Origin of the sequence: Algihabitans albus (assembly GCF_003572205.1) — a bacterium.
GTDB classification, from domain to species: domain Bacteria; phylum Pseudomonadota; class Alphaproteobacteria; order Kiloniellales; family DSM-21159; genus Algihabitans; species Algihabitans albus.
The window spans coordinates 50230-74920 of sequence record NZ_QXNY01000011.1; the positions used below are offsets into that span (position 1 = coordinate 50230).

Sequence of the window (24691 nt, forward strand, 5' to 3'; positions counted from 1 at the left end):
CAGAGCGACCGACCGATGAGCAATGCCGCCGACGTGAGCGACAATCCCGACGCCGACCTCGATCAGATCCCGCTGCGCCGTGCGCTGCTGAGCGTTTCCGACAAGCACGGCTTGATCGACTTGGCGCGTGCGCTCCATGACGGGGGCGTCGAGCTGATTTCCACCGGCGGCACCGCCAAGGCCATCGCCGAGGCCGGTCTGCCGGTCGGTGAGGTCGCGGAAACCACGGGCTTTCCCGAGATCCTCGACGGACGGGTCAAGACCCTGCACCCGCTGGTCCACGGAGGCCTGCTCGGCAAGCGCTCGGACCCGACCCATACCGAGCAGATGGCGGCGCACGGCATCCAGCCGATCGATTTGCTGGTGGTCAATCTCTACCCCTTCCGCGAGACGGTGGCGCGCGGCGGCGACTTTCAGGCTTGCATCGAAAACATCGACATCGGCGGGCCGGCGATGATCCGCGCGGCGGCCAAGAACCATGGCGCCGTGGCCGTGCTGACCGACCCGGCCGACTATCCCGCCCTGCTCGCCGAGCTGGCAGCGGAGGGGGGGCGGACCGGTGCCGCCTTGCGCCGGCGTCTCGCCGCCGCGGCCTTCTCCCATACCGCCGGCTACGACGCTGCCGTCTCGGGCTGGTTCGCGCAGCAACTCGGCGATCCGCTGCCCAAGGAGATCGCCTTGGCGGGAACAAGGGTGGAAACCCTGCGCTATGGCGAGAACCCGCATCAGGAGGCCGCCTTCTATCGGGCCGGCAAGGCACGCCCGGGCGTCGCCACGGCGGAACAGCTTCAGGGCAAGCAGCTCAGCTACAACAACATCAACGACACCGATGCCGCCTTCGAATTGGTCGCCGAATTCGAGCGGCCGGCTGTCGCCATCATCAAGCACGCCAATCCCTGCGGCGTGGCCGAAGGCGAGAGCTTGAGCGGGGCCTATGCCCAGGCTCTTGCCTGCGACCCGGTCAGCGCCTTCGGCGGCATCATCGCGGTCAACCGTTCGCTCGACGCAGCCACGGCGGAGAAGATCGCCGAGTTGTTCGCCGAGGTGGTCATCGCGCCGGAGGTCGAGGGTGACGCAAGAGACCTGCTGGCCAGCAAGAAGAACCTGCGTCTACTGATCACCGGCGGCCTGCCCGATCCAGCCGAGGCCGGCACTACCGCCAAGACGGTCTCCGGCGGCCTGCTGGTGCAGAGCCGCGACAGCGGCCGGATCGCCGCCGATCAGCTCAGGGCGGTGACCCGGCGCCAGCCGAGCGAGGCGGAGATCGCCGATCTGCTGTTCGCTTTTCGCGTGGCCAAGCATGTAAAATCAAACGCCATCGTCTATGCGCGCTCGGGCGCCACCCTCGGCATCGGCGCGGGCCAGATGAGCCGCGTCGATTCCGCCCGTATCGCCGCGATCAAGGCAGAGCAAGCCTTCGGAGCCGGCGCGGCCAAAGGCTGCGTCGTCGCCTCCGACGCCTTCTTCCCCTTCGCCGACGGCCTGCTGGCGGCCGTCGAGGCCGGCGCCACGGCGGTGATTCAGCCCGGCGGCTCGGTCCGCGACGAGGAGGTCATCGCCGCCGCCGACGACGCCGGTCTCGCTATGGTCTTCACTGGCCTGCGCCACTTCCGGCATTAGTTGTGACAGGAAGCTTTGTCATTCCCCCGTCTCTCTTCGACGGACGCATGGCATGGCTTCAGACAGCCGGTTGCACTGCAGCGCGAGGCTGCTAAAGTGCGCCGCGCTGCGGAGCCGGATCGGGTATCGGACCGGTGCCTAAGCAGAGATTTTCCTGGCGATGAGCGGCCTGTCTCCTTGACTGCCTTACGGCGGACTCCCGGAGGCGGCACCGGTCCCGCCTCTCCCCACGGCTCGGTCTCCTGAGCCCAATCATCGAGCGAAAGCACGCATGAACATCCACGAATACCAGGCCAAGGGTCTGCTCGGGACGTTCGGCGTGGCGGTGCCCACGGGCGGCGTCGCCTACACGCCGGACGAGGCGGTCACCGTCGCACGCGATCTGTCCAGCGCCGTCACTGTCGTCAAGGCCCAGATTCATGCCGGCGGCCGCGGCGCCGGTCACTTTGCCGGCGATCCGGACGGCAAGGGCGGCGTGCGGATCTGCAAGTCGAACGAGGAGGTCGCGGAGGCCGCCCGCGCCATGCTCAGCAAGGTGCTGGTGACCAAGCAGACCGGCCCCGAAGGCAAGGAGGTCAAGCGCCTCTATGTCGAGGAAGGCTGCGACATCGCGCGCGAACTCTACCTTTCCATGCTGGTCGACCGCGCCGTCGGCCGGGTGGTGATCGTCGCTTCCACGGAAGGCGGCATGGAGATCGAGGAGGTCGCCGCCGAGCAGCCGGAGAAAATCATCAAGGAGCCCGTCGACCCGGCCCTGGGCCTGATGCCCTATCAGGCCCGCAAGGTGGCTTTCGGCCTCGGTCTCGAAGGCAAGCAGGTTTCGGCCGCCGTCAAGTTCCTGATGGGCATGTACAAGGCCTTCATTCAGCTCGACGCATCGCAGGTCGAGATCAACCCGCTGGTGGTGACCGGTGACGGGTCCTTGCTGGCGCTCGACGCCAAGATGAATTTCGACGACAACGCGCTGTTTCGCCACAAGGACGTGGAGGACATGCGCGATGAGGACGAAGAAGACCCCATGGAGCTGGAGGCCGCGCGCCACGAGCTCAACTACGTCAAGCTGGACGGCAACATCGGCTGCATGGTCAACGGCGCCGGCCTGGCCATGGCGACGATGGACATCATCAAGCTCTACGGCGGCGAGCCGGCGAACTTTCTCGACGTCGGCGGCGGCGCCACCAAGGAGCGCGTGACCGCCGCTTTCAAGATCATCCTGTCCGACCCGAACGTCGAGGGCATCCTGGTCAACATCTTCGGCGGGATCATGCGCTGCGACGTGATCGCGGAAGGCGTGATCGCGGCGGCGCGCGAGGTTTCGCTGCACGTGCCGCTGGTCGTGCGCCTGGAGGGTACCAACGTCGAACTGGGCAAGAAGATCCTGGCCGAGTCCGGACTGCCGATCGTCTCGGCCGATAACCTGGCCGACGCGGCGGACAAGATCGTCAAGGCCGTGAAGGAGGCCGCATAAATCATGGCCGTTCTGGTTGACGAAAACACCAAGGTGATCTGTCAGGGCTTCACCGGAGCTCAGGGCACCTTCCATTCCGAGCAGGCCATCGCCTACGGCACCAAGATGGTCGGTGGCGTGACGCCGAATAAGGGCGGTACCAGCCATCTCGATCTTCCGGTCTTCGACACCGTGGCCGAAGCGGTCAGCGAAACCGCCGCCGACGCCAGCGTGATCTACGTTCCGCCGCCCTTCGCGGCCGACGCGATTCTGGAAGCGATCGACGCCGGCGTTCGTCTCGCGGTCTGCATCACCGAGGGCATCCCGGTTCAGGACATGATCAAGGTGAAGCGGCGCCTGGTAGAGTCCGACACCCGGCTGATCGGCCCGAACTGTCCGGGCGTCATCACGCCGGATGCCTGCAAGATCGGCATCATGCCCGGTCACATCCACCAGCGTGGCAAGATCGGGATCGTCTCCCGCTCCGGCACCCTGACCTATGAGGCCGTGGCACAGACCACCGCCGCCGGACTCGGTCAGTCGACTTGCATCGGCATCGGCGGCGATCCGGTCAATGGGACCGACTTCGTCGATTGCCTGAAGATGTTCCTGGAAGACCCGGAGACCGAAGGAATCATCATGATCGGCGAGATCGGCGGCGACGCCGAGGTCAAGGGAGCCGAGTTCCTGGCCGAGTCGAGCGTCAAGAAGCCGACCGTCGGCTTCATCGCGGGCGTCACCGCGCCGCCCGGCCGGCGCATGGGACATGCGGGCGCAGTGGTCTCGGGCGGCAAGGATACGGCGGAATACAAGATCGCCGCGCTGCGCGAGGCTGGCATCCACGTCGCGGAGTCTCCGGCCAGCTTGGGCAGCACGATGGTCACCGCTTTCGGGAGCTGAGCCTTGTAACATGGGCGAACAAGGCGCAGCTTCGCCCTGTAGGATGTTAACGGAATGGTGTCGCGCTCGCTGTTTAATGGGGCGCAACACAAGCGCATGGTGGCTCTCGCCACCGTAAACCAGGACACGGCGGCCCCGGCCGCCAATAGACGAACGAAGGGCGGCGGGGGCCGTCTCGGCGGACCGGCCCAGCCGAAAGACACGCATGACGGACTCTGCCCGCGCCTCCCAAGACCCGGACGAAGCCTCGCTATTGCTCGGTCCGGGAGCGAACCAGCTCTTCGACCTCTACGATTCCTATCAAGCCGATCCGGGGTCCCTGGATGCGGGCTGGCGCAAGTTCTTCGACGATTTGGACGAGGGTGCGCGGCGTCTGCTGACCGGCGATCTCGACCGCCCCGCGTCGTCCAGCGCAGGCAACGGTGCGATGGCGCCCGTCCAAGCCAACCATCCGGTGCCGAGCGGAGATGCGCTGTCGACCGATCGCGTGCGCCAAGCGACGGTCGATTCGATCCGCGCCCTCATGCTGATCCGCGCATATCGGGTGCGCGGTCATCTCGAGGCCGAGTTGGACCCGCTGGGCCTGGCACAGCGCGTCGCACACCCGGAACTGGACCCGATGTCCTACGGCTTCGCGGAAGCCGACCTGGACCGCCCGATCTTCATCGACGGCGTTCTGGGCCGGGAAGTCGCGACCCTGCATGAGATCGTCGAGATCTGCCGCATCATCTACTGCGGTTCGATCGGCGTCGAGTTCATGCACATCCAGGACCCCGATCAGAAGCGCTGGATCCAGGAGCGTATCGAGAACGAGGCGCTCAACAGGACCAGCTTCACCGTTCCGGGCAAGCGCGCGATCCTGGAACGCCTGACGGCAGCCGAGACCTTCGAGCAGTTCCTCGACAAGAAATATACCGGAACCAAGCGCTTCGGGCTGGAAGGAGCCGAGGCCATGATTCCGGGTCTCGAGCAGATCCTGAAGCGCGGCGGCCAGTTGGGCCTGAAGGAGGTGGTTCTGGGCATGCCGCACCGCGGCAGGCTCAACGTCCTGGCCAACTTCATGGGCAAGCCCTACCAGGCCATCTTCCACGAGTTTCGCGGAGGCGCGGCGCACCCGGAGGACGTCGGCGGCTCGGGCGACGTGAAGTACCACCTCGGCACCTCCAGCGACCGGGAGTTCGACGGAAACACCGTTCACCTGTCGCTGACCGCCAACCCGTCGCACCTGGAGGCAGTCAATCCGGTCGTGGTGGGCAAGGTACGCGCCAAGCAGATGCAGCACGGCGACAGCGACCGCACCCAGGTCATGGCGCTGCTGCTGCACGGCGACGCCGCCTTTGCCGGCCAGGGTCTGGTGCCGGAAACCCTCGACCTGTCCGAGCTCAAGGGCTACCGCATCGGCGGGACGATCCATTTCATCGTCAACAACCAGATCGGCTTTACCACCAATCCGGTCAACGCCCGCTCGGGTCCCTATTGCTCCGACGTAGCCAAGATCATCCAGGCGCCGATTTTCCACGTGAACGGCGATGACGTGGAGGCGGTGGTGCATGTGGCGCGGATTGCCACGGAGTTCCGCCAGACCTTCAAGAAGGATGTCGTCATCGACATGTTCTGCTACCGCAGACATGGCCACAACGAAGGCGACGAGCCGGCCTTTACCCAACCCTTGATGTACGACCGCATCAAGAAACATACGACGGTGCGTACGGTCTATGCGGAACGGCTGGTCCGCGAAGGCGTGGTCGCCGAAGGCGAAGCAGAGACCATCGTACGCGAGATGTGGGAGCGGCTCGACCGCGACTTCGATGCTGCGAAGTCCTACAAACCCAACCGGGCCGACTGGTTCGAAGGCGCCTGGGCCGGCTTCGACAAGGCGCGCGGCTATGACGCCCGGCGCGGCAAGACCGCGGTGCCCCTGAAGACCCTGCGGCAGATCGGCGAGACGCTGACCCAAGTGCCCGAGGGCTTCAACATCAACCGGAAGATCGCCCGGCAGCTCGAAGCCAAGAAAGCGATGATCTCCTCGGGCGAGGGAATCGACTGGGCAACGGCCGAGGCCCTGGCCTTCGGCACGCTGGTGCAGGAAGGCCAATCGGTGCGCTTTACGGGCCAGGATTCAAACCGAGGCACCTTCTCGCAGCGGCACGCCGCCTGGATCGATCAGAAGACCGAGGCGACCTACAAGCCGCTGGAGCACATCAGTGAAGACCAGGGCAAGGTCGAGATCATCGACAGCCCCTTGAGCGAGCTCGCCGTTCTCGGTTTCGAGTACGGCTACTCCTTGGCTGAACCGCAGGCACTGGTGCTCTGGGAGGCGCAGTTCGGCGACTTCGTGAACGGCGCGCAGATCATCATCGATCAGTTCATCGCCTCGGGCGAGGCGAAGTGGCTGCGCATGTCAGGGCTGGTGATGCTGCTGCCTCACGGTTACGAAGGTCAGGGGCCGGAGCATTCCTCGGCACGCCTCGAGCGCTTCCTGCAGCTTTGCGGCGAGGACAATATCCAGGTGGTCAACTGCACCACCCCAGCCAACTACTTCCATGCCCTGCGCCGGCAGATTCATCGCAACTTCCGCAAGCCGCTGGTGGTCTTCACACCGAAATCGCTGCTGCGGTACAAGCGGGCGGTGTCCAGCCTGGCCGATATGGCCGGTCAAAGTTCCTTCCATCGCATCCTCACCGAACCGAAGCTGCCCAGCAAGAAGTCGAAGGCGCGGCAGGTCGTGTTCTGCTCCGGCAAGGTCTACTACGACCTTCTGGAAGAGCGGGAGAAGCGCGGTCAGGACGACGTCCACATCCTGCGGCTGGAGCAGCTTTACCCCTTCCCCGCCGACGCCCTCGTTCAGGAGTTGGAAGGTTACGAGCATTGCGAGCTGGTCTGGTGCCAGGAGGAGCCGCGCAACATGGGCGCCTGGTCCTTCGCGGCGGAGTTCATCGAGGAGATCGCCGCGGACCTGGGCTTCAAGCAGCCGCGCCCGCGCTACGCGGGCCGCCGCGTGGCCGCTTCCCCTGCGACCGGCCAGCACTCGCGCCACGTCGAGCAACAAGCCGAACTGGTCGACAAAGCCTTGACCGTCGGCTTGCCGCATCTCGGCCGGATCGCCTCGCGCAAAGCGGACGAAGCCGGACAGACAGGGGCAGCGAACAGTTCGCCCAAGCAGGGCGGGAAGACCAAACAGGCGGCTGAGTAAGTTGATCCTGGGCCGCTAACGGGCCCTGAGGCAACTGCCCGTTAGCGGTCCTGGACACGTTGGGCGGCCAACCGGGAAGCCGCGTAGGAGAAGGTGGAAGATGGCGAGCGAGATCAAGGTCCCCAGCCTCGGCGAGTCCGTGACCGAGGCCACCATCGGCCAGTGGCTGAAGCAGGTCGGCGACGACGTCGCGGCCGACGAGGCGGTGGTGGAACTGGAGACCGACAAGGTCACTCTGGAGGTGAATGCGCCCGAAGCCGGCGTCCTCAGCGAGATCCTGGCCGGAGAGGGCGACAATGTCGAGGTCGGCGCACTGCTGGCCCGCATCGGCGAAGGCAACGGCACGGCCGCCAAGATGCCGGCCGACAAGGCGCCGTCTGCGCCTGCGCCCACAACGGCCGAAGCGCAAGCTCCAGCGGCCCCGTCAACGACACCGCCGGCAGCGACCGGCGGCAACGGGCAAAGCATCGACGTTCCGGTGCCCAGCCTTGGCGAGTCGGTCACCGAGGCGACCGTTGCCAAGTGGCTCAAGAATGCCGGTGAAGCCGTGAAGGCCGATGAAGCGATCGCCGAGCTGGAAACCGACAAGGTGACGCTGGAAGTCAACGCACCGGCCGACGGCGTGCTCAGCGAGATCCTGGCCGAGGAGGACTCGACCGTCGAAGCAGGCGGACTGCTGGCTCGCATCTCTGCCGGCGGCGGAGCAGGTGCTGCCACGGCGCCAGCACCAGCTACGGACACGACGACGGACGCCAAGGCACCAGTAGTCGCGGCGACGGCAACCGCACCCTCAACCGCTGACCGGCTGGACCCTGCCGCCGTGGCGCGCAGCGGCGCCGGCGGAAAGATCACCGCTTCGGATCTGCGCGGCTGGCTGTCGGATCAGACGCCACCATCAGCGCAGCACCTCTCCCCGGCCGTTCAGCGCTTGGTGGAACAGCACGCACTCGATGCCGGTCTGATCGAAGCGACCGGGCCGCGGGGACGCATCACCAAGGAAGACGTGCTCGACGTGATCGAGGGCCGCAAGCCCCTGCGCAGCCGCGCAGCGCCGGCCCCGACTTCGGCGCCCACAGCCAAGGCACCGCCCCTCTCCGGCGAAGACGGCCCGCGTGAAAAGCGGGTCAAGATGACCAAGCTGCGCCAGACCATCGCCCGCCGCCTGAAGGAAGCACAGAACACCGCGGCGATGCTGACGACCTTCAACGAAATCGACATGGGCGGCGTCATGGCGCTGCGCAGCCGGCACAAGGAGGCCTTCGAGAAGAAGCACGGGGTCAAGCTCGGCTTCATGTCCTTCTTCGCCAAGGCCTGTGTCGCGGCGCTGGAGGCCTTCCCGGCGGTCAACGCCAGGATCGACGGCGATGAGATCGTCTACAACAAGTTCTTCGACATCGGCATGGCCGTCTCCACGCCGCAAGGCCTGATGGTTCCGATTATCCGCGACTGCGACGCCAAGTCCTTTGCCGCTGTGGAAGCAGAACTGGGCGACGTAGCGGGCCGCGCGCGCGACGGCAAGATCAAGATGGAGGAATTGCAGGGCGGTAGTTTTTCCATCACCAACGGCGGCATTTTCGGTTCTCTGCTCTCCACCCCGATCCTCAATCCGCCGCAAGCCGGGATCCTCGGGCTACACAAGATCGAGGAGCGGCCCATCGCTCTGAAGGGCGAGGTCGCGATCCGTCCGATGATGTACGTGGCGCTGTCCTACGACCACCGTCTGGTCGACGGCCGCGAGGCTGTGGGCTTCCTGGTCAAGGTCAAGCAAGCCATCGAAGATCCGGAAACGCTGCTGTTGGAGCTCTAGACCAGATAGTGATCAGTAGGACCCACGTATTGGGTCCGGCGATTAGGTTAAATGTAGTCTCGATTCAAAGTGTTAGAGTCTGTTTCTTATGATCGGCGGAACCGCAAAGCGATTCCATACGATCACAACAGGCTCTAGTCCGGAGGATCCGCTGGAGGAACGCGGCGAGAACCGGAGCGACTTGAGCTTTGCCGGCTTCTCGGAGCAGGTTTTCGCGCTATCGCTACCGTCAGATGCGCGGAAGCCACGCGCCGCACTTAAGCCCCGCTTTGATCTTTGCGCGTAAGCGCAATAGAACGTCCATCCATGAGCTTATCATCGCGTCCTGCGCGAAGGCCGCAGACCCCGAACGACGTCTGAAGTGACTGAGATGCATCCGCCCATCAGGATCCTGTATTTCGGAAACGTTCAGGGGCTCTTCGGTCATCAGAAATTCTATTTGATACCTCAGCGGCTCGTGAACGGTTTCACCAGGTGCGGCCATATGGTCTATGCCCTGAACGACCGCGACTTCGCGCGCTACGCCAACCCCTTTCGCAGCCGGGCCTTCGGCGCGCGCAAAGTCGACGGCAAGCTGCTCGCGGTCTGCCGTGACTATCGCCCGGACCTGGTTGTACTCTCGAACTGCGAAATGGTCTCGAACGAAGCGGTTCATGCCCTGCGGGAGATCCTGCCGGAGGTCCGGGTCGCCTACCGCAATGTGGACAGCCTCAACATGAGCGGGAATCGCAAGAAGGTTGAGCGCCGCCTTGGGGTCGTGGACACGATCTTTTTGACGTCGAGCGTGACCGGGCTGCAGGATCCGAGCGGCCGCACGAAACTCGCCTTCATGCCCAATCCGATCGACCCTAGCCTCGACCGCGGCCGTGCCTTCGAGATAGCGCGCCCGCGCTACGATCTTTTTTTCGCAGGCCAGGCGATCCGGGACCAGACGGACAGCCGGCCCGCGATCCTCGGCCGACTGCAGCGCGAGCTCGGCGATTTGAGGCTCGGTTTCTTCGGCTCAGCCGTGGGCCGGTCGTCTCTCTACGGACAGGACTACCTCGATGCGCTGGCGGACTCGGCCATGGGCCTCTCGCTCGACCGGGAAGACGAGAATCCGCTCTACGCCTCGGACCGCATGTCGCACTACCTGGGCAACGGCCTGCTGACCTTCGTGAAGCGCGGCAAAGGGTTCGAGCGCTTCTTCACCGACCGGGAGGTCGCCTGGTTCAACGGCGCCGACGATGTGATCGAAACTGTTCGGCGGCTGGCGACGGACAGCAAACAGCGGCAGCAGATCGCAGAAGCCGGATGGCGCCGGGCCCGAGAGTTGTTCGACTGCGCGCGCATCGCCGCCTGGATCGTGGAGCTGAGTCTCGACCGTCCCTTCAGTCAGAAGTATCCCTGGGTCGATGGGTGAGCAGCTAGCACGATTGAATCATCTCGCTGTGGCGCGCGGGCCCACGACCCGTCCGAGACGTTACCTGGACTTCTCCAAAACCATGACGCGCGAGAAGTAGGCGCGTTCGACCGACAGGGTTTTCAGCCCGGCCTGGCCGAAGAGCGCCTCCAGGTCGGTTTCGACGTAGCTGCTGTAGTAAGGTTCGTGGAAGGCGACCGGGAAGTAGTCCAGCAGGCCGTCGTAGGACGACTGGTCGCCCTTCTGGATCGAGTCGACGAAGAGCAGCCGCCCGCCGGGCTTGAGAATGCGGGCGATTTCGGCGGCAACCTGCGGCCGCACCTTCGGCGGCAACTCGTGGAACAGGAAGATGCAGCTCGCCAGGTCGTAGCTGGCATCCGGCAGACCGGTGGTTTCGGCGGCGGCCTGATGCGTCTCGACCCCGCGCCAGCGCCGCAGGTTGCGCGCCGTTTGAGCGAGATAGTCCGGGCTGAGATCCAACGCAGTCACCGGTAGCCGCGGGTAGTTGTCCTTGACGAAAGTCAGGAAGCGGCCGGTTCCGCAGGCGATATCGATCATCCGGGTCGCGGCCGAGCGGCGGTGGTGCAGGAACTCGCCCAGCGGCACCAGGGCCTGGCGGCGCATGGCATCGGCACCGCCGGTGAAGAGCACCTCCACCTGATGATCGTAGATCGCCGCCGAATCGGGCGACAGCCAACCATCGGACTGAAAGTGGAAGTTCTGTAGGTAGTAGCGCGGATAACGTGCTCGATCCGCCTGGGTCAGCACTTCGTCATGCCCGCCGCTATGCCGCCGCCGTTCGACCGAGCGGAGATCGCGGAAATAGCGCGAAGCGCGGCGCAGCGCGCCGACCGGCTCCTCCAGCAAGTCATAGGGCATGCGATAGAGACCGGCCTCGATGTTCGCCCAGTCGCGCTGGAGCAGCCCGCGCAGATCGGCAAGGATCTCCTCCTGTCCTGCGAAGGGCCCTCGGATCGGCCGCTTCGGCTTGACGGGCCGGGTCAAGCGGGCCGAAAGCGCGTACTGGCCGAAGTAAACGCCGACCCGCGCGGTTTGTCCAAGGGCGTAAGCCGCCCGTGCAACGCTGGACATCCCCCTCTCCGTTCCCTTCGTTCCGGCCATCCGAGACTACCTCCCCTTCATGCTGCTGCGCAAAACCCGGCGGGTCGGTCCGCGCAACACCCGCTCGGGCAGCAACTTCGCGATGCCGCGGTAGGCGCGATTGCCTGCCCCGATCGTGACCACATCCTGCTGGCCGAGAGCGCGCAGCGCCCGATGTGCGACCTCCGTCGCCGAGCTCATCCGCGGACCGGAGGGTTCCTTGCCGTTACCGGCCCGCTCGAAAAAGCGGGTCTTCGTGGGGCCGGGACAGACCGTCAGCACATCGATCGGCTCGTACTCCAGCTCGCTGGCCAACCCCTGCGCGTAGAAATAGTCGAAGGCCTTGGTCGCGGCGTAGGTTGCGAAGTAGGGCAAGGGCTGAAAGGCCGCGGTCGACGCGATCATCACCAGACCGGCCCGGCGTTCGTCCTCCCGGGCGCGCTGCAGCATACCGGGCAGAAGCGCGCGCGTGATCACCGTCGGCGCCACCACGTTGACCTCAACCATGGCACGCTCGCTCATGGGCTCATTGTCGATCATGCGGCCAAAAGTCCCGAGACCGGCATTGTTGATCAGCAAATCCGGAGCGAAAGCCTGGGACACCGCGACCAAAGAGTCGCGGCCCTTGTCTTCCGCCAGATCGGCCACCAGCCTCTCGATATGGCGACCGTCCCTCGACAACTCATCGGCCAGGGCCTCCAAAGCCGCTTCGTTCCGGCCGGTCAGCAGCAGATCGGTTCCGTCGGACAAAGACCGTGCGAAGGCCTCGCCGATGCCGCTGGAGGCACCGGTGATGACGGCGCGCCGGTAGGCGCCTCGTGTGTCGTTCCCTCGTGTCATGTCGGTAATGTGTCCCCGCCCGGCTTGAGATCAATCGCCCGGCAAACTTAGAGGAGAACGGTCCTTTGCGAAGACTCGAGCCCGGTCCGGGCCAGGAATCGGTCTGGGACTACCCTCGCCCGCCGCGGCTCGAGCCAGTGGCCGAGCGGCTACAGGTCCTCTTCAACGGCGTCCTGGTGGCGGATACGACCCAGGGCTTCCGGGTTCTGGAGACCAGCCATCCGCCCACCTACTACATTCCGCCGGCAGACGTGCAGACCAAGCTGTTGAAACCGGCACCGGGGCGATCGCTCTGCGAGTTCAAGGGTGAAGCCGCCTACTGGACTCTGACCGTTTCGGGCCGTGTGTCCGAACGGGCTGCCTGGTCTTATCCAGCGCCCTGGCGGCCCTTCGAAGTCTTGAAGAAGCACTACTGCTTCTACGCCAGCCGGGTCGACGAGTGCCGCGTCGCCGGCGAAAGCGTTCAGTCCCAGGCGGGCGATTTCTACGGCGGTTGGATCACCGGCCGCATCGTCGGCCCCTTCAAGGGCGCGCCCGGCACGATGGGATGGTGAGCGGCGGTCGGAGAGATCTCAGAGCTTGGGGTAAACCCGGCGCGTCGGCTTGATGCTGACGGACTGGAACAGTCCGGCTTCCGCGTAGGGGTCTTGCTGGGCGAAAGCCTCGGCGGCGGTGCGGTCGGGCACGTCGAGAATGATCAGGCTGCCGGCCGGCGTGTCACCGTCCTCGCCGATCAAAGGTCCTGCATAGACCAGTTGGTCGGAATGCCGTTCCAGGAACTGCAGGTGCCGGGGCCGATTGTCCTTGCGAACCTCGACCGTGCCCGGCTTGTCCGTACAGACAAGCGCAAACAGCATCGTTTCCGTCTCCACCGCAGTTTTTTCAGTTTTTGCTGTTCAAAGCCTAGACCAGCCGACGCATAGGGGCCAAGCCGATTCGCGGCGGTCGCGTCTAGAGACTGAGATTGAAGGCGATGGAGATACGCGTGGCCGTGCCGAAATAAGGCCGCACGGCATGACTGAGCCATGAGGGGAACAGCACCATCAGTCCGGCGCGCGGGCTGATGGTCTCACTGGCCCCCATCGCGGCACCACCGGTTGCCGCCACGGTGAGGCGCGGCGCGTACATGGCCGGGGCGACGCCGCGCGGATCCTGGATCTCGAATTCGCCGCCGAGCGAGGGATCGGCCGCGATCCCGCCGTCGTCGACGTAGTAGACCCCCGACCAGAAGCAGCCCGGGTGCGTGTGGAACTCGTTGCCGTGGCCGCTTCGGTTGATGTTGGCCCAGGCGTTCGCCTGCCAGTCGGGGCGAACTTTCTCGCCCTTGCGATCGCAGGTCAGGTCGTCGGCCAGTCGCTTGGCGCCCGTCAGCAGGGCGGCCGCCGGTTTGCCGCCCCACTCGGCGAAGTCCCAGTTCGATTGCCAGCCGCCCAAGTTGGAATGGGCGCTGCCGGCATGGTTCCGCTCGCGCTCGAGCACGATTCGCTTCAGGTCGGCGTTCAGCGGTTCGGCGTTCGGGAGCTGCGCCAAAGCGACGGGCGTTGGAAACATCAGACGCAGCTGAACCTGAGCTTGGCCTCCAGCCGGTCGGCGCGGGTCGCCTTGCGGGAGTGGAGTCGTCATGATCTGGCCTCCAATTCACTTTCCGGCGTCCGCAGCTCCTCCAAAGGCCAACGCGGCCGCGCGCGGGCATTCAGAGGATCGCTTTGTCCCAGGCGCAACCGCTCCAGCCCGGCCCAGGCGATCATCGCCGCATTGTCGGTACAGAGCTTCGGAGGCGGCGCAACCAGCACCGTGCCCTCGGCCTCGGTCAGGGCCGCGAGCGCTTGACGCAGGTTGCGATTGGCCGCCACGCCACCGGCCACGACGAGGGGTCCGGGCTGGCCGGTGTCCCGGCGAAAACGGGCGAGGGCGTTGCGGCTGCGATCCACCAGGACGTCGGCCACGGAAGCCTGGAAGCTGGCCGCCAGATCGGCGCGATCCCGAGGCGAGAGATCGCCCAGCCGTTCGGCCTGCTGACGCACGGCCGTCTTCAAGCCGGAGAACGAAAAGTCGCAGTCGGGGCGTCCCTTCAAGGGGCGCGGCAAGACGAAGCGTTCCGGGTCGCCCTCCTGCGCCGCCCGCTCCACCGCCGGACCTCCTGGATAGTCGAGCGCAAGCAGCTTGGCTGTCTTGTCGAAAGCCTCGCCGACCGCATCGTCGATGGTGCCGCCATAACGACGGTAGCAACCGACTCCTTCGACCGCGAGCAACTGGCAGTGACCGCCGGATACCAGCAGCAGCAGGTAGGGGAAATCCAGACCGTCGGTCAGCCTGGCCGTGAGAGCGTGGCCTTCCAAGTGATTCACGGCGACGAAGGGCAGCGCGCGCGCAGCGGCGATCGCCTTTCCGGTCATGGCCGCGACAAGCACGCCGCCGATCAAGCCGGGTCCGAGCGTGGCGGCGACGCCGTCCAAATCGTCGAAGCCGACGCCGGCCTCCTGCAACGCCTTGACGATAAGGCCGTCGAGGTGGTCCAGATGACTGCGGGCGGCGATTTCCGGAACCACGCCGCCGTAGGGTCGATGTTCGGCCAGTTGCGAAAGGACGAGATTGGCACGGACCTCGCCCGCGTCGTTCACCAACGCGACCGCCGTCTCGTCGCAAGAAGACTCCAGACCGAGGACCAGCATGCTCCTTACATGGGCAAGTCAGACTGCCTTTGGCAAGCGCGCGCTGCCGTGCCTTGCATTGCTGGCCTTCATGGTCGCCGCCAGTGGGTCGAGTCTGGCGCAATCAAACCTGGCGCGGGTCCCTGGGGGCAGCGGTGCCTGGCTTGCACCGACCCCGGCCTTGACTGGCGACAACCCTCTGGCGCTTGCCGATCCGCAGGGAACGGCAGTGCTGATCTTCCTGCCCGGCAGTTCAACAGAAGGTCGGCCCGACATCTGTCGCCCGCTGGACTCTCGCCTCGGAACCACGCCTCAGGCCTTTCAGCGCCTCGCCGGGCGGACGCTGGCCGGCAAAACCCTTGCCGTTTTCGGATTCTGCAGCGAAACGAAGCTCGGCAGCTTCCGCAAGGACCGCTATGCCGGCGAGCCGAAGGTCATCGGCCGAAAAAACGACTTGCGCACCCTGGTCGAGGCCCTCCGCGCCGCCGGTCTGCCGGCGGAGCAGCTGTTTCTCGCCGGTCATTCGGCCGGGGGCTGGGCCGCGCTTCTGCTGCAGCGGGATCGTCCTTTCGAAATCAATGCGGTTCTTGCCTTCGCTCCGGCCTTCACGGGACCGCGCGCCACGCGCACGGAAAGCTGGAGCCGGTTGCGCCGCGAGATGATTACCCGCCTGAGCGAGGCCGAGCGGCTGCAAGCTCTGGTCGTCGCCGTCCAAGGCGATCCCTACAACCGCCCTCAGGACCTCGCTTTCCTTGCACAAATCCCGGGCGTCCGTCTGATCGGCCTGTCCAGCGACGAACTCGAAGGACGTCCCTGCGAAGCTGGCAGCCCACATCAGTTGATCTACCGTGACTGCTTTTCCGACACCCAGGTCGACCGCATAGCCGCCTACTTGGAGCAAAGCCTCCAGGGGTCGGATCAACGCGGCCCGCAGAACCGCTAAAATAGCTCGCAGAGCCGCTCGAGAAGACCGCGCCTCGGAAACCCGCAAAGCGAGCTCGTCAGGTCGCGATCCGCTCCAAACATCCGGCTTCGGGTCGGGGCCGCTTGCAATGCTCGCGCAGGCTGCGTAACCCTTGAGCTGTCATGACCTTAGACACTCCGATGATCCGCCTCGGAACCCGAGGCAGCCCGCTCGCCCTTGCACAGGCGACCGAGGTACAGCGTCGCCTGATCGCCGCTCACCCGGACCTGTCCGAAGACGGTGCCGTACGCGTGGTCGAAATCAAAACCACCGGCGACCGTGTCACCGATCGTCCGCTCGCGGAGATCGGCGGCAAAGGCCTCTTCACGAAAGAAATCGAGGCGGCTTTGGCTGCGCGCGAGATCGACGTTGCGGTCCACTCCATGAAGGATGTGCCGACCTGGCTGCCCGATGGCCTCGAGTTGGCGGCTTACCTGCCGCGGGAAGATGTGCGCGATGCCTTCTTCTCGCCGCATGCCGACTCCGTCGCCGCCTTGCCTGAGGGTGCGCGTGTCGGAAGCGCCTCGCTGCGTCGCCAAGCACAGCTTCTTCTGGTCCGGCCAGACCTGAAGGTCGGGCTGATTCGAGGAAACGTCGAGACACGGCTGCGCAAGTTGGCCGCCGGTGAGGTCGACGCCACACTGCTGGCGGTCGCTGGCCTCAACCGCCTGGGCCGCGCCGCCGCGATCCAGACGCGTCTTTCGACCGACGAGATGCTGCCGGCCGTCGGTCAGGGCGCCGTCGGCCTGGAAATTCGTTCGGACGACGAAGATACGTACAAGTACATACGCACGCTGAACGATGTGGCGACGGAAACCAGGGTCTCCGCGGAGCGGGCCTGCCTGGAGGTTCTGGAAGGATCTTGCCGTACGCCCATCGCCGCTTTGGCCGAGATCGGCGAACGTGAGCGCTTCCATTTACGGGTCCTGCTCGCCGAACCGGATGGCTCGGCCGCCTGGCGGACCGAACGCGAAGGGCCGCTCGGCGATGCCCTGCCTCTGGCTCGGGATGCAGGCGCCGAACTGCGTAGGTCGGCCGGCGAAGCTTTCTTCGAGCGGCTGGCCGACCTCTTCTGATGCGCCTCCTGGTCACGCGGCCGCGCGAAGAGGCGGAGCGTTTCGCAGAGGACCTGACGTCTCGGGGGCATGAGGCGGTTATAGCCTCCTTGCTGACCATCGATATCCGCCATGAAGACCTGGACTTGGACGGTGTCCAGGCTCTGGCCTTCACTAGCTTGAATGGTGTCCGCGCGTTCGTCGCCAATAGCTCCGAGCGCGGATTGCCAGTCCATACCGTCGGATCCCGGACGGCCGAGGCGGCTCGGGCGGCGGGTCTCAAAGACGTGCGGTCGGCAGCCGGTGACGTGGACGCCTTGGCGGCTCAGATCGCTACGAGCCGGCAAGCTGCCGCTGGTGCGGTTCTGCATGTGACCGGGGTTCACGTTGCCGGCGATCTGAGCGGAAAGCTCTCCAGCCAGGGTTTTACGGTGCGGCGTGCCGTTCTGTACGAAGCCCGTCCGGTCGGCCGCCTGCCGGACTCTGCGCGTACGGCTCTTCAAACCGGTCGTCTTGACGGGGTTACCTTTTTCTCTCCACGTACAGCCGCTAGCTTTGCTAGGCTCGTACGCGCGTCCGGGCTGGAGCGATCCACAGAGAGCTTGACGGCCTTCTGTCTAAGCCCCGCCGTCGCGGCCGAGGCGAGGGCCGTGACCTGGGCAAACGTACGGGTTGCCGCACACCCGACTCAAGCGGCCCTACTCACGGCGCTCGCCGGGAGCCAGCAGACAGCGCAAGAGGACGCAGGCATGGCGCAGAACGGCGAAACGCCCAAAAAGGACCAGATCGAAAAGGGTCTGAAGGCTGAAGAGGCCGCATCCGCCACCGTGTCGGGCCGCGGCGAGGCAAGCAAAAGCGAAGCGGAGGGCGCGACCTCAGAAAGTGACCCAGAGCGGCTCGGAGAGCGCTCCGTTTCTGGTTCGGCCGCAGGCTCGACCAAAGGTTCGGCCGCGGAGCACGTCATCGCCCGTTTCGGCGGTCTAAGACCGACGGCGACCAAGCTCGGCGTGGCCGTTTCGACCGTCCAAGGCTGGAAGGCGCGCGGCCACATTCCGGAAACACGGCACGACGACCTGCGCGCCGCCGCCAAGACACACGGCATTGAGATCGGCGACATAGATTTGGCTACGACGCAGGAGCCTGCTACGCCAGAGACGCCGACAGCCGGAACATCGACACCTGCCATTCCCCTGAATCCCTGGGCCGAGCCGGCGGGCGGCGACGGCGGCGCATCTCCCCTGCGCGGCAACGCGTCATCGAAGGTCGGCGGCGCGTCCAAGATCGAAAGCGCGCCATCATCCATTGAGGCCGCTGTGGATAACCGAAACCAGGGCAGAGATATCCGCGAGGACGAGGATACGGGAGACGACACCACAAACGAAGGTGGGCACCACGGGCGGGAGGCGGACGCACCTGCCGCATCGCGCAGCGGCGGTCTGCTGCTGGGACTGGGATTGGCGATCCCGATTTTCGTCGGCGGAGCGATCGCCGCAATCTACACACGCGACTATTGGGAGCCTTTTCTACCCGTAAGCCCGGATACGTCTCTGCAAGCGGAAATGACGGAGCTAGGCGACCGCGTAGCCAGTCTGGAGGCGGCCCCACCAGCCGTCGATCCGGCCCGCTTGGATGATCTGTCGCAGCGGCTCGACGAGCTGGCGCAGCAGGTCGCGGAACTTCCAGGCGAGATGGGCACGCGTGAACCGCTGGCTGGGCTGCAGCAGCGCGTCGACGAGCTGGCCGCGCAAATTGAAACGATGTCGGTGACGGGCGGCGCAGGCAACGGTTCGTCCGCCCCGACGAGTGCGAGCCCCGCCGCGGTCAGCAGGCTGGAGGATCAGATCGTCGGCGTAAGGGACGAGCTGGACGAATTGCGCGGAACCTTGGCCGAGACCAGTGCCGCCGCGGCAACAGCGGCCGGCGCAGCAGCCGAGGCCGCTACTGCCGATGCCGCAGCGCTCTCGGAATTGCAGACGGAACTGACCGAACTGCGAGCGGAACTACAAGAGGTCGAGAGCCAGGCACAGCAGGCCTTGACCGCCGGCGCCGGCGACAGCGGCCTCGCTTTGGCTCTTGGGCAACTGCGGGACGCGCTGCGCTTCTCCACGCCGTTCCAGACGGAACTGCAAGCGATACGCAGCCTGATCCCCACTGGCGACCCCGTGCTTGAACTGCTGCCCCCGTTGGAGACCCATGCCGATCGCGGCGTGCCGACGCGCGAAGAGTTGGCGGCACGCTTCGAACCGATGGCACGGAGCGCCGTTGCCGCCAGCTATGACGACAGCTGGAGTGGCCGGCTGATGTCGCGTGTATCGGAAGCGGTGAGCCTTCGCCCTGTCGGCGAGGTCGAGGGTGACAGTGCACGCGCGCGTGTCGCACGCGCCGACGCACGACTTGCAAACGACGATTTAGCCGGAGCGGTCGAAGCGCTGTCAGGCCTTCAGGGACCGGCGGCGGCGGAGGTTGCGACCTGGATGGCCGACGCCCAGGCGCGCCTGGCCGGCGAACAGGCCCTCGGCGCGTTGACTCGCCGAAGCCTGGCGCGCTTGGCACCGGCTGTGGGAGCGCCTGCGGCAAATGAACAGTAAAGGGGAAGGCCGACCATGATTCGCGCGCTGGTCTACTTCGGCCTCGTCGCCGTTGCGATTGCCATCGCCTATCTACTGGTGATCGTGGCGCCCGGCGAGGTCGCTGTGCAATGGCTCGGCTGGGAGCTTCAAACCTCGATCGCCGTTGCGATCCTGGCCCTGATCTTTCTCTGTGTTCTTGCCGCGGTAGGCTACTACGGTTGGCGCTTGGTGCGCCATGCACCCAAGGACTTTTGGAACCAGCACGGTCAGGAGCGGCGCAACCGGGGCTACCGCGCGCTCAGCCACGGTCTGGTCGCCGTCGCCGCCGGCGATCCGCATGAAGCCAGACGCTGGGCCAAGAAGGCTCAGAAGCTTTTGGATGATCAACCTCTGTCGCGCTTGCTTTCGGCTCAGGCCGCACAGTTGTCGGGCGAAGCTCAGGCTGCCCGCGAGCACTTCGAGAAAATGCTCGAGGCGGAGGAAACCCGCTTTCTCGGGCTGCGCGGGCTGCTGATGCAGGCCCTGCGCGACGGCGACGACGCGGCAGCTCTGGACTATCTGCGCCAAGCCAAGGACCTGCGGCCGGAGACGCCCTGGGTGATCGACCATCTCTTCGAGGTCGCGCAACGCCGCGGCGACCTCAAAACCGCCGAGCAGGCCGCCCTCGCAGCCGCCCGCTACGCGGTCTGGCCGCGTGAGGAGGCCTATCGCAAGCGCGCCGTCGTATTGACGGCCAGGGCTCAACGAGCCGCCGCCAGCAACGACGAAGCAACTGCGATCGCGGACCTAGAGGAAGCCCTTAAGAGCGCGCCGGACCTTGTGGCTGCCGCCGTTCTACAAGCTCGGCTGGAGGCGGGCCGCAAGCGGGAGCGCCGGGGGGCGAAGCTGCTGGAGGCGGTCTGGAAGCGTCAGCCGCATCCGGAACTGGCCGAAGCCTATCTGGCACTCCGACCCAACGACCCGCCGCTCTCACAAGTCAAACGAATCGAGAAGCTGACGACCAACAGCGTCGATCATCTCGAGTCGCGCCTGGCCCGTGCCCGAGTCGCGCTGGCGGCGGAACTCTGGGGCGAAGCGCGCAAGTACTTGCAACGTGCGACTGCCGAACAGCCGGACCGGAGAGTCTACCAGCTGATGGCCGAACTGGAGCAGCGGGAGCATGACGACCGCGAAGCGGCGCATGACTGGCTGCGCAAGGCAGAAGAGGCGGATCTGGAGCCGATGTGGGTCTGCGACTCCTGCGGCGCAGCGGCACGTCACTGGACCGCTCACTGCAGCCATTGCGGCAGCTTCGACAAGCTCGCGTGGCGCAGCCCGCTTCAGACTCTCGCCGAGCCCGAATCTCCCTCAGAGACTGCGGAGACACCCGGCGAGGGCAACGGCCGCCCGGCGATCGTCACCGGCCAAGCGGTCGTCGTGGGTGAAAGCCGCACGCCGGCCCCGGCGGCGTGAAACAGTGCGGCCTTTCATCTCAAGGCAATCGCGGCGATGTCGAAGGCGATCCGTCTATAGGACCGCAGCTGGAGAATACCAGGGACAGGTCAGCGCCTCCGGACCGCTCGGCGCCTCACAGTTCTGTGCCAGCGGATTGACGCGGTCCAGCCCCTGGATTACCTATGCGCCTCCGCTTTTGGATGATCGGGTTCGTGTTCGAGGTCGCGCAGTCTTTTGAAGCGCTTCACCTCGCCGACGTAGCTCAGGGGTAGAGCAACTGATTCGTAATCAGTAGGTCGCAGGTTCAAATCCTGCCGTCGGCACCACTCACTTCTCCTTCCGCAAAGCTCTTGTCTATGCTCCTCATCGGGAGGTCGATGAGCAGAGTCTGACTTATATCTTGACATATGTCCCGGCAGCGTCTGCTCCGGAGCGTTCATAGAGCCATTCTATCTGTCTAGATCCGGCGGACGGCCGGTCGTGCCTCATCGCTCGCTCGTGGGGCAACCGATCATCGACATCGCCCAAAGCCACGACAAGCTAACCGGGCTTGGCACCCGTGCGATGGGTTCGCGGTCGCAGATCGTCGCCCGGTCAAGCAAGCACTCACGATCACGGCAACGATCAACTCCACATCCTTGTATTGATGTGGCGTTCCTCGTCGCCCAAGGCATCTGCGTAGATCGCGGTGGTGGCAAGCTGGGTGTGGCCAAGCCAGCGCTGTACCAGGTTCAGGGGGACGCCCTTGGTGACGGCCGTGACACCGAACCCGTGCCGCAGGCCTTTAGGTGTCGCCGCCGCGCCTTGGACGCCAGCTTCGCTCAGAATGCTCTTGATCAGACGCCAAGCATGCGTTCTGGACCAGTTCCATAGCGGCTGCTTGGCTCGGCGAAGATCGTCCTGCCGCGATCGAATCGCATGCACCCGATCAAGATCCGCCAGGAGGCGATCCGGAACCGGCACTAGGCGAAAGACACAACCACTACGGTTTTTGAGGGTGCGAAAGATGAGGCCGCTTTGCTGGAAGTCGATGCGCGATACATCCAGTTCCAAAGCTTCGGAGAGACGGCAGCCGGAGTAAGCGAGAGTTGCATAAAGTGTGTAGATCTCTGGCCGGCGCGAACGTGCAACCGCGAGAGCCGCATCTCGCTCTGTCGCCGTGATGTACTTACGCCCTCCATCAAGATCATAGAGCCTTTGCCGCACAAATATATTCGGCCGAGGCCAGGATTTACTTCTATAAATCTCCGACACACCATAATTCATTTAAAAACTCCCCAAAATTTGTAGTGGCTTGGCGGACATCATTGGTATTATTGGTTGAATTTTTTGAGATGCAACCCTTTCAGATATATGGTTTCAAGCAAAATCAGGGCTCCGAATTTTGACTTCACAATGCAAAGTCCTAGAAATTCATTGCAACTATTTGATTTTCAAACGAAATGCAATCTCAGGTAAAAAGCCAACCACCCGCAATTTTGTCGTATTTGTATGGAGTGGCTTATGATTTTAAATATATTATTTATTATTAATTTGAGAGAATTCCCACTAATATACGATACTACCTTATTTTCATTAGTAAATTCAAAATATTAACGCGCGACCGAAGTCGCTCTTTATCTGATTCTGTTACCGTCGTCTCGCGTTTGCCGAAGTACGGTAAATCTCCATTAAGTTGCAAAATGGAAATCAAAATGCAGATCGACGACTCAGGCACAATAAACGAAGCACAGGTATTGGCGGCCCTCGCCGATCCCCAAGCGATCTCCGGGAAACTCCGTGAGGATTTGAGCGCGGCGGGGATCGGGTGGGTCACCGCGACCTCTGGAACAGAAACCCTGGACCTGTTCAGGCCAGATATCGCCAGTTGCACCTTGGTCGACATGCTCCTGCCGCCATCCGGCGGTCTCGATATTCTCGCAAAACTTCGCCTCCGGCGGCCAACCGCACCGGTCCTGATCGTCGGCGACGCACCAAGCGCGCGCGCAGCCGTGGAGGCGATGCGGCTCGGCGCCAAGGATGTCGTGGAAACTCCATTCGATCCGCATCTGCTTCAAACGCGTATTCTGCAGCTCATTGCGGAGGACCGACAGACGATCGCCGCCGAACAGGCCTGCGTCGACCGACGTAACCGTATCGCCGCCCTCTCCCGGCGTGAACGGCAGGTGCTGGATCTCGTCCTACAGGGCCTGTCCAACAAGGAGACAGCACGCGTCCTAAAGGTCAGCCCCAAGGCCATAGAGATCTATCGCGCCGGAATGATGCGCAAGCTCGGCCAGCGTTCCTCCGTGGTGATGGCGGCTTGGGTTTCGCAATGCCCAGGGTGTGTTGCAGGACCGATCTCGCAGAGCCCCCGAATTCCGGCCTGACCGCCCTTGGTCGGTCAAGATATTGAGTGCTCATAGGGAGAACCCGAAATGATTGGCCGGTTTCCAGTATATTTCTACTTGGTCAATTAGGTGTTCTTCTATCTCTGCCGTTTGACGTGACTTCTAATTCGTACGACATAGAGGAAAAACACATGGCTATTGAGAAATCTGCCGCTTCAAACAGTCTTGCCGAGGTGATCGACCGAATTCTCGACAAGGGAATCGTCGTCGACGCTTGGGCCCGCGTCTCACTGGTCGGCATCGAATTGCTCGCAATCGAAGCCCGCGTCGTTGTCGCCGGCGTAGACACCTACCTGAAGTACGCAGAGGCGATCGGCCTCACGTCCAACGCCTCCGAAGCCGTCACCGTGGGACTCGGTGCCAATCCTGAGCCGGCGTACCTGTAACACCGGCTCAGGGGCCGCACGATTGGCTCTTCGACGGCAGATGCTGGGCTTGCCTCTCCCCTGTCAGCGGCCCTTCCCCCCATCTGTTCGTCGAGACCAATCGTGCGGCTCTCCCCCGCGAGAGGATCACCGCAGGTAGGCGTCTAAGGAACCTAGTGTGATGACAAGCTATCGAGACTTTCACGACCTGATCCAGACGATTGACGCGGCCACTCGCCAGCGAGAGATCGACACCGAAGTTCGGGCCTTGGAGTCTTCCGCACGCCGCGATGCAGTCGCTCAATTGCGCGCGGCCGCCAAATCACAGCTCACGCAGATCCGCGGAGAACTGCAAGGTCTCAAGAGTCAACGCAGCTTCGTCCGGCGCCGTATCCGCGACGAAATGCGCGCTCAGCTCATGAATCTCAACGCCGATGTCGACAGACTGCGCGGTCACGTACAAGAGACCGTGAGATCACTGAAGAACAGTACCGGGACTCTTGCGGCCGAAAGACGGCAGCAGACTGCTGCCTTTCGGGCGAGTCTGGGTGAACAGATTGCGCAGCGCCGGCAAGATACGCAGCGTCTTCTCACACAATTCGGAGACGCTCGCGCGGAGCAGGCCGCAAGGACGCGCGCAAGGCTCTCGGACGGTCTCAGCGAACTGCGCACTATCACCGCGGACGTACTTTCGGCGCACCGTGCCGAACGAGCCCGACTGAGTGCCAGTTGGGCAGAGATCAAGCGGCGCCGAGAACTGCGCGCAACACCGCCTATCCCGCTCACCTTGACCGATCCGGCACAGGACGCGGCAATCGCGCAAACCTTCCTCTCAAGTAATCCGCCAAGCCCGACAGAGATGAGCGGTGCCCGTGAAGCGACCGCTCAACCACCGAACCGGGCAGCGGCCAAGAGAGACGGCCACGGCTAGAGTTCTTGCGAGAGAAGAGGC

General features: G+C 64.4%; 20 protein-coding genes and 1 tRNA gene. 15 read left to right on the forward strand and 6 right to left on the reverse strand.

The annotated features are described in order from the left end of the window. Positions 1-15 precede the first annotated feature (15 nt). From purH to DBZ32_RS21435, 6 genes are all read left to right on the forward strand, one after another. Complete coding sequence (gene purH / locus DBZ32_RS21410) at positions 16-1620, forward strand: bifunctional phosphoribosylaminoimidazolecarboxamide formyltransferase/IMP cyclohydrolase (RefSeq protein WP_119169311.1); 1605 nt, start codon at positions 16-18, stop codon at positions 1618-1620. A 271-nt stretch (positions 1621-1891) separates the two neighbouring features. Further along, entirely contained in the window at positions 1892-3088 is a 1197-nt protein-coding gene (sucC, locus tag DBZ32_RS21415; protein WP_119169312.1) for an ADP-forming succinate--CoA ligase subunit beta, read from the forward strand. 3 nt (positions 3089-3091) lie between these two features. After that, a complete protein-coding gene (gene sucD / locus DBZ32_RS21420) occupies positions 3092-3967 on the forward strand; it encodes a succinate--CoA ligase subunit alpha (protein ID WP_119169313.1) in 876 nt (291 codons plus the stop codon). Positions 3968-4172: 205 nt separating this feature from the next. Next, entirely contained in the window at positions 4173-7160 is a 2988-nt protein-coding gene (locus DBZ32_RS21425; protein WP_119169314.1) for a 2-oxoglutarate dehydrogenase E1 component, read from the forward strand. 100 nt (positions 7161-7260) lie between these two features. Continuing rightward, the gene (odhB, locus tag DBZ32_RS21430; RefSeq protein WP_119169315.1) at positions 7261-8967 is read left to right on the forward strand and encodes a 2-oxoglutarate dehydrogenase complex dihydrolipoyllysine-residue succinyltransferase; all 1707 of its coding nucleotides are present in this window, start codon (positions 7261-7263) and stop codon (positions 8965-8967) included. A 370-nt stretch (positions 8968-9337) separates the two neighbouring features. Further along, positions 9338-10369, forward strand: a complete 1032-nt coding sequence (locus DBZ32_RS21435; protein ID WP_119169316.1) for a glycosyltransferase family protein — start codon at positions 9338-9340, stop codon at positions 10367-10369. Positions 10370-10429: 60 nt separating this feature from the next. On the opposite strand, the gene DBZ32_RS21440 is transcribed toward DBZ32_RS21435, so the two are convergent. Both DBZ32_RS21440 and DBZ32_RS21445 read right to left on the reverse strand, forming a co-directional pair. Further along, the gene (locus tag DBZ32_RS21440; protein WP_235830301.1) at positions 10430-11461 is read right to left on the reverse strand and encodes a class I SAM-dependent methyltransferase; all 1032 of its coding nucleotides are present in this window, start codon (positions 11459-11461) and stop codon (positions 10430-10432) included. 36 nt (positions 11462-11497) lie between these two features. Next, positions 11498-12310 (reverse strand): SDR family NAD(P)-dependent oxidoreductase, encoded by an 813-nt coding sequence (locus DBZ32_RS21445; protein ID WP_119169318.1) that lies wholly within the window; start codon positions 12308-12310, stop codon positions 11498-11500. 65 nt (positions 12311-12375) lie between these two features. Here DBZ32_RS21445 and DBZ32_RS21450 point away from each other — a divergent pair, with 65 nt between their 5' ends. Continuing rightward, positions 12376-12864, forward strand: coding sequence for a DUF427 domain-containing protein (locus DBZ32_RS21450; RefSeq protein WP_119169319.1), 489 nt, complete (start codon positions 12376-12378; stop codon positions 12862-12864). 18 nt (positions 12865-12882) lie between these two features. On the opposite strand, the gene DBZ32_RS21455 is transcribed toward DBZ32_RS21450, so the two are convergent. The 3 genes from DBZ32_RS21455 to tsaD all read right to left on the reverse strand — a co-directional run bounded on the left by DBZ32_RS21455 (position 12883) and on the right by tsaD (position 14982). Next, a complete protein-coding gene (locus DBZ32_RS21455; RefSeq protein WP_119169320.1) occupies positions 12883-13167 on the reverse strand; it encodes a YciI family protein in 285 nt (94 codons plus the stop codon). Between the two features lie 94 nt (positions 13168-13261). Then, positions 13262-13933 (reverse strand): TIGR02466 family protein, encoded by a 672-nt coding sequence (locus DBZ32_RS21460; protein WP_119169321.1) that lies wholly within the window; start codon positions 13931-13933, stop codon positions 13262-13264. After that, a complete protein-coding gene (gene tsaD, locus DBZ32_RS21465; RefSeq protein WP_119169322.1) occupies positions 13930-14982 on the reverse strand; it encodes a tRNA (adenosine(37)-N6)-threonylcarbamoyltransferase complex transferase subunit TsaD in 1053 nt (350 codons plus the stop codon). The genes DBZ32_RS21460 and tsaD overlap by 4 nt, the downstream gene beginning before the upstream one ends. Between tsaD and DBZ32_RS21470 the strand changes: the two genes are divergently transcribed. From DBZ32_RS21470 to DBZ32_RS21490, 5 genes are all read left to right on the forward strand, one after another. Further along, positions 14981-15904, forward strand: a complete 924-nt coding sequence (locus DBZ32_RS21470; RefSeq protein WP_119169323.1) for a serine aminopeptidase domain-containing protein — start codon at positions 14981-14983, stop codon at positions 15902-15904. The genes tsaD and DBZ32_RS21470 overlap by 2 nt on opposite strands. A 143-nt stretch (positions 15905-16047) precedes the next feature. After that, positions 16048-17001 carry a hydroxymethylbilane synthase gene (gene hemC, locus DBZ32_RS21475; protein ID WP_119169324.1) on the forward strand — a complete coding sequence of 318 codons (954 nt, stop codon included), beginning with the start codon at positions 16048-16050 and terminating at the stop codon, positions 16999-17001. After that, positions 17001-19568 (forward strand): uroporphyrinogen-III synthase, encoded by a 2568-nt coding sequence (locus DBZ32_RS21480; protein WP_119169325.1) that lies wholly within the window; start codon positions 17001-17003, stop codon positions 19566-19568. The genes hemC and DBZ32_RS21480 overlap by 1 nt, the downstream gene beginning before the upstream one ends. 15 nt (positions 19569-19583) lie before the next feature. After that, positions 19584-21002 (forward strand): heme biosynthesis protein HemY, encoded by a 1419-nt coding sequence (locus tag DBZ32_RS21485; protein WP_119169326.1) that lies wholly within the window; start codon positions 19584-19586, stop codon positions 21000-21002. A 233-nt stretch (positions 21003-21235) separates the two neighbouring features. After that, positions 21236-21310, forward strand: a tRNA-Thr gene (locus DBZ32_RS21490). A gap of 298 nt (positions 21311-21608) precedes the next feature. Here the strand turns inward: DBZ32_RS21490 and DBZ32_RS21495 are convergent. Then, positions 21609-22250: a tyrosine-type recombinase/integrase gene (locus tag DBZ32_RS21495; RefSeq protein WP_119169327.1), complete on the reverse strand. Its 642-nt coding sequence runs from the start codon at positions 22248-22250 to the stop codon at positions 21609-21611. Positions 22251-22630: 380 nt separating this feature from the next. Between DBZ32_RS21495 and DBZ32_RS21500 the strand changes: the two genes are divergently transcribed. From DBZ32_RS21500 to DBZ32_RS21510, 3 genes are all read left to right on the forward strand, one after another. Further along, the gene (locus tag DBZ32_RS21500) at positions 22631-23353 is read left to right on the forward strand and encodes a response regulator transcription factor (RefSeq protein ID WP_162906906.1); all 723 of its coding nucleotides are present in this window, start codon (positions 22631-22633) and stop codon (positions 23351-23353) included. A 152-nt stretch (positions 23354-23505) separates the two neighbouring features. Continuing rightward, the gene (gene gvpA / locus DBZ32_RS21505; RefSeq protein WP_119169329.1) at positions 23506-23760 is read left to right on the forward strand and encodes a gas vesicle structural protein GvpA; all 255 of its coding nucleotides are present in this window, start codon (positions 23506-23508) and stop codon (positions 23758-23760) included. 283 nt (positions 23761-24043) lie between these two features. Beyond that, positions 24044-24670 carry a hypothetical protein gene (locus tag DBZ32_RS21510; protein ID WP_162906907.1) on the forward strand — a complete coding sequence of 209 codons (627 nt, stop codon included), beginning with the start codon at positions 24044-24046 and terminating at the stop codon, positions 24668-24670. The last annotated feature ends 21 nt before the right edge of the window (positions 24671-24691 follow it).

What these genes read in the sequence shown, in the direction of transcription:
- purH (WP_119169311.1), top strand. Translation starts at nt 16, where the DNA reads ATGAGCAATGCCGCCGACGTGAGCGACAATCCCGACGCCGACCTCGAT.
- sucC (WP_119169312.1), top strand. Translation starts at nt 1,892, where the DNA reads ATGAACATCCACGAATACCAGGCCAAGGGTCTGCTCGGGACGTTCGGC.
- sucD (WP_119169313.1), top strand. Translation starts at nt 3,092, where the DNA reads ATGGCCGTTCTGGTTGACGAAAACACCAAGGTGATCTGTCAGGGCTTC.
- DBZ32_RS21425 (WP_119169314.1), top strand. Translation starts at nt 4,173, where the DNA reads ATGACGGACTCTGCCCGCGCCTCCCAAGACCCGGACGAAGCCTCGCTA.
- odhB (WP_119169315.1), top strand. Translation starts at nt 7,261, where the DNA reads ATGGCGAGCGAGATCAAGGTCCCCAGCCTCGGCGAGTCCGTGACCGAG.
- DBZ32_RS21435 (WP_119169316.1), top strand. Translation starts at nt 9,338, where the DNA reads ATGCATCCGCCCATCAGGATCCTGTATTTCGGAAACGTTCAGGGGCTC.
- DBZ32_RS21440 (WP_235830301.1), bottom strand. Translation starts at nt 11,461, where the DNA reads ATGTCCAGCGTTGCACGGGCGGCTTACGCCCTTGGACAAACCGCGCGG.
- DBZ32_RS21445 (WP_119169318.1), bottom strand. Translation starts at nt 12,310, where the DNA reads ATGACACGAGGGAACGACACACGAGGCGCCTACCGGCGCGCCGTCATC.
- DBZ32_RS21455 (WP_119169320.1), bottom strand. Translation starts at nt 13,167, where the DNA reads ATGCTGTTTGCGCTTGTCTGTACGGACAAGCCGGGCACGGTCGAGGTT.
- DBZ32_RS21460 (WP_119169321.1), bottom strand. Translation starts at nt 13,933, where the DNA reads ATGACGACTCCACTCCCGCAAGGCGACCCGCGCCGACCGGCTGGAGGC.
- DBZ32_RS21470 (WP_119169323.1), top strand. Translation starts at nt 14,981, where the DNA reads ATGCTCCTTACATGGGCAAGTCAGACTGCCTTTGGCAAGCGCGCGCTG.
- tsaD (WP_119169322.1), bottom strand. Translation starts at nt 14,982, where the DNA reads ATGCTGGTCCTCGGTCTGGAGTCTTCTTGCGACGAGACGGCGGTCGCG.
- hemC (WP_119169324.1), top strand. Translation starts at nt 16,048, where the DNA reads ATGACCTTAGACACTCCGATGATCCGCCTCGGAACCCGAGGCAGCCCG.
- DBZ32_RS21480 (WP_119169325.1), top strand. Translation starts at nt 17,001, where the DNA reads ATGCGCCTCCTGGTCACGCGGCCGCGCGAAGAGGCGGAGCGTTTCGCA.
- DBZ32_RS21485 (WP_119169326.1), top strand. Translation starts at nt 19,584, where the DNA reads ATGATTCGCGCGCTGGTCTACTTCGGCCTCGTCGCCGTTGCGATTGCC.
- DBZ32_RS21495 (WP_119169327.1), bottom strand. Translation starts at nt 22,250, where the DNA reads ATGAATTATGGTGTGTCGGAGATTTATAGAAGTAAATCCTGGCCTCGG.
- gvpA (WP_119169329.1), top strand. Translation starts at nt 23,506, where the DNA reads ATGGCTATTGAGAAATCTGCCGCTTCAAACAGTCTTGCCGAGGTGATC.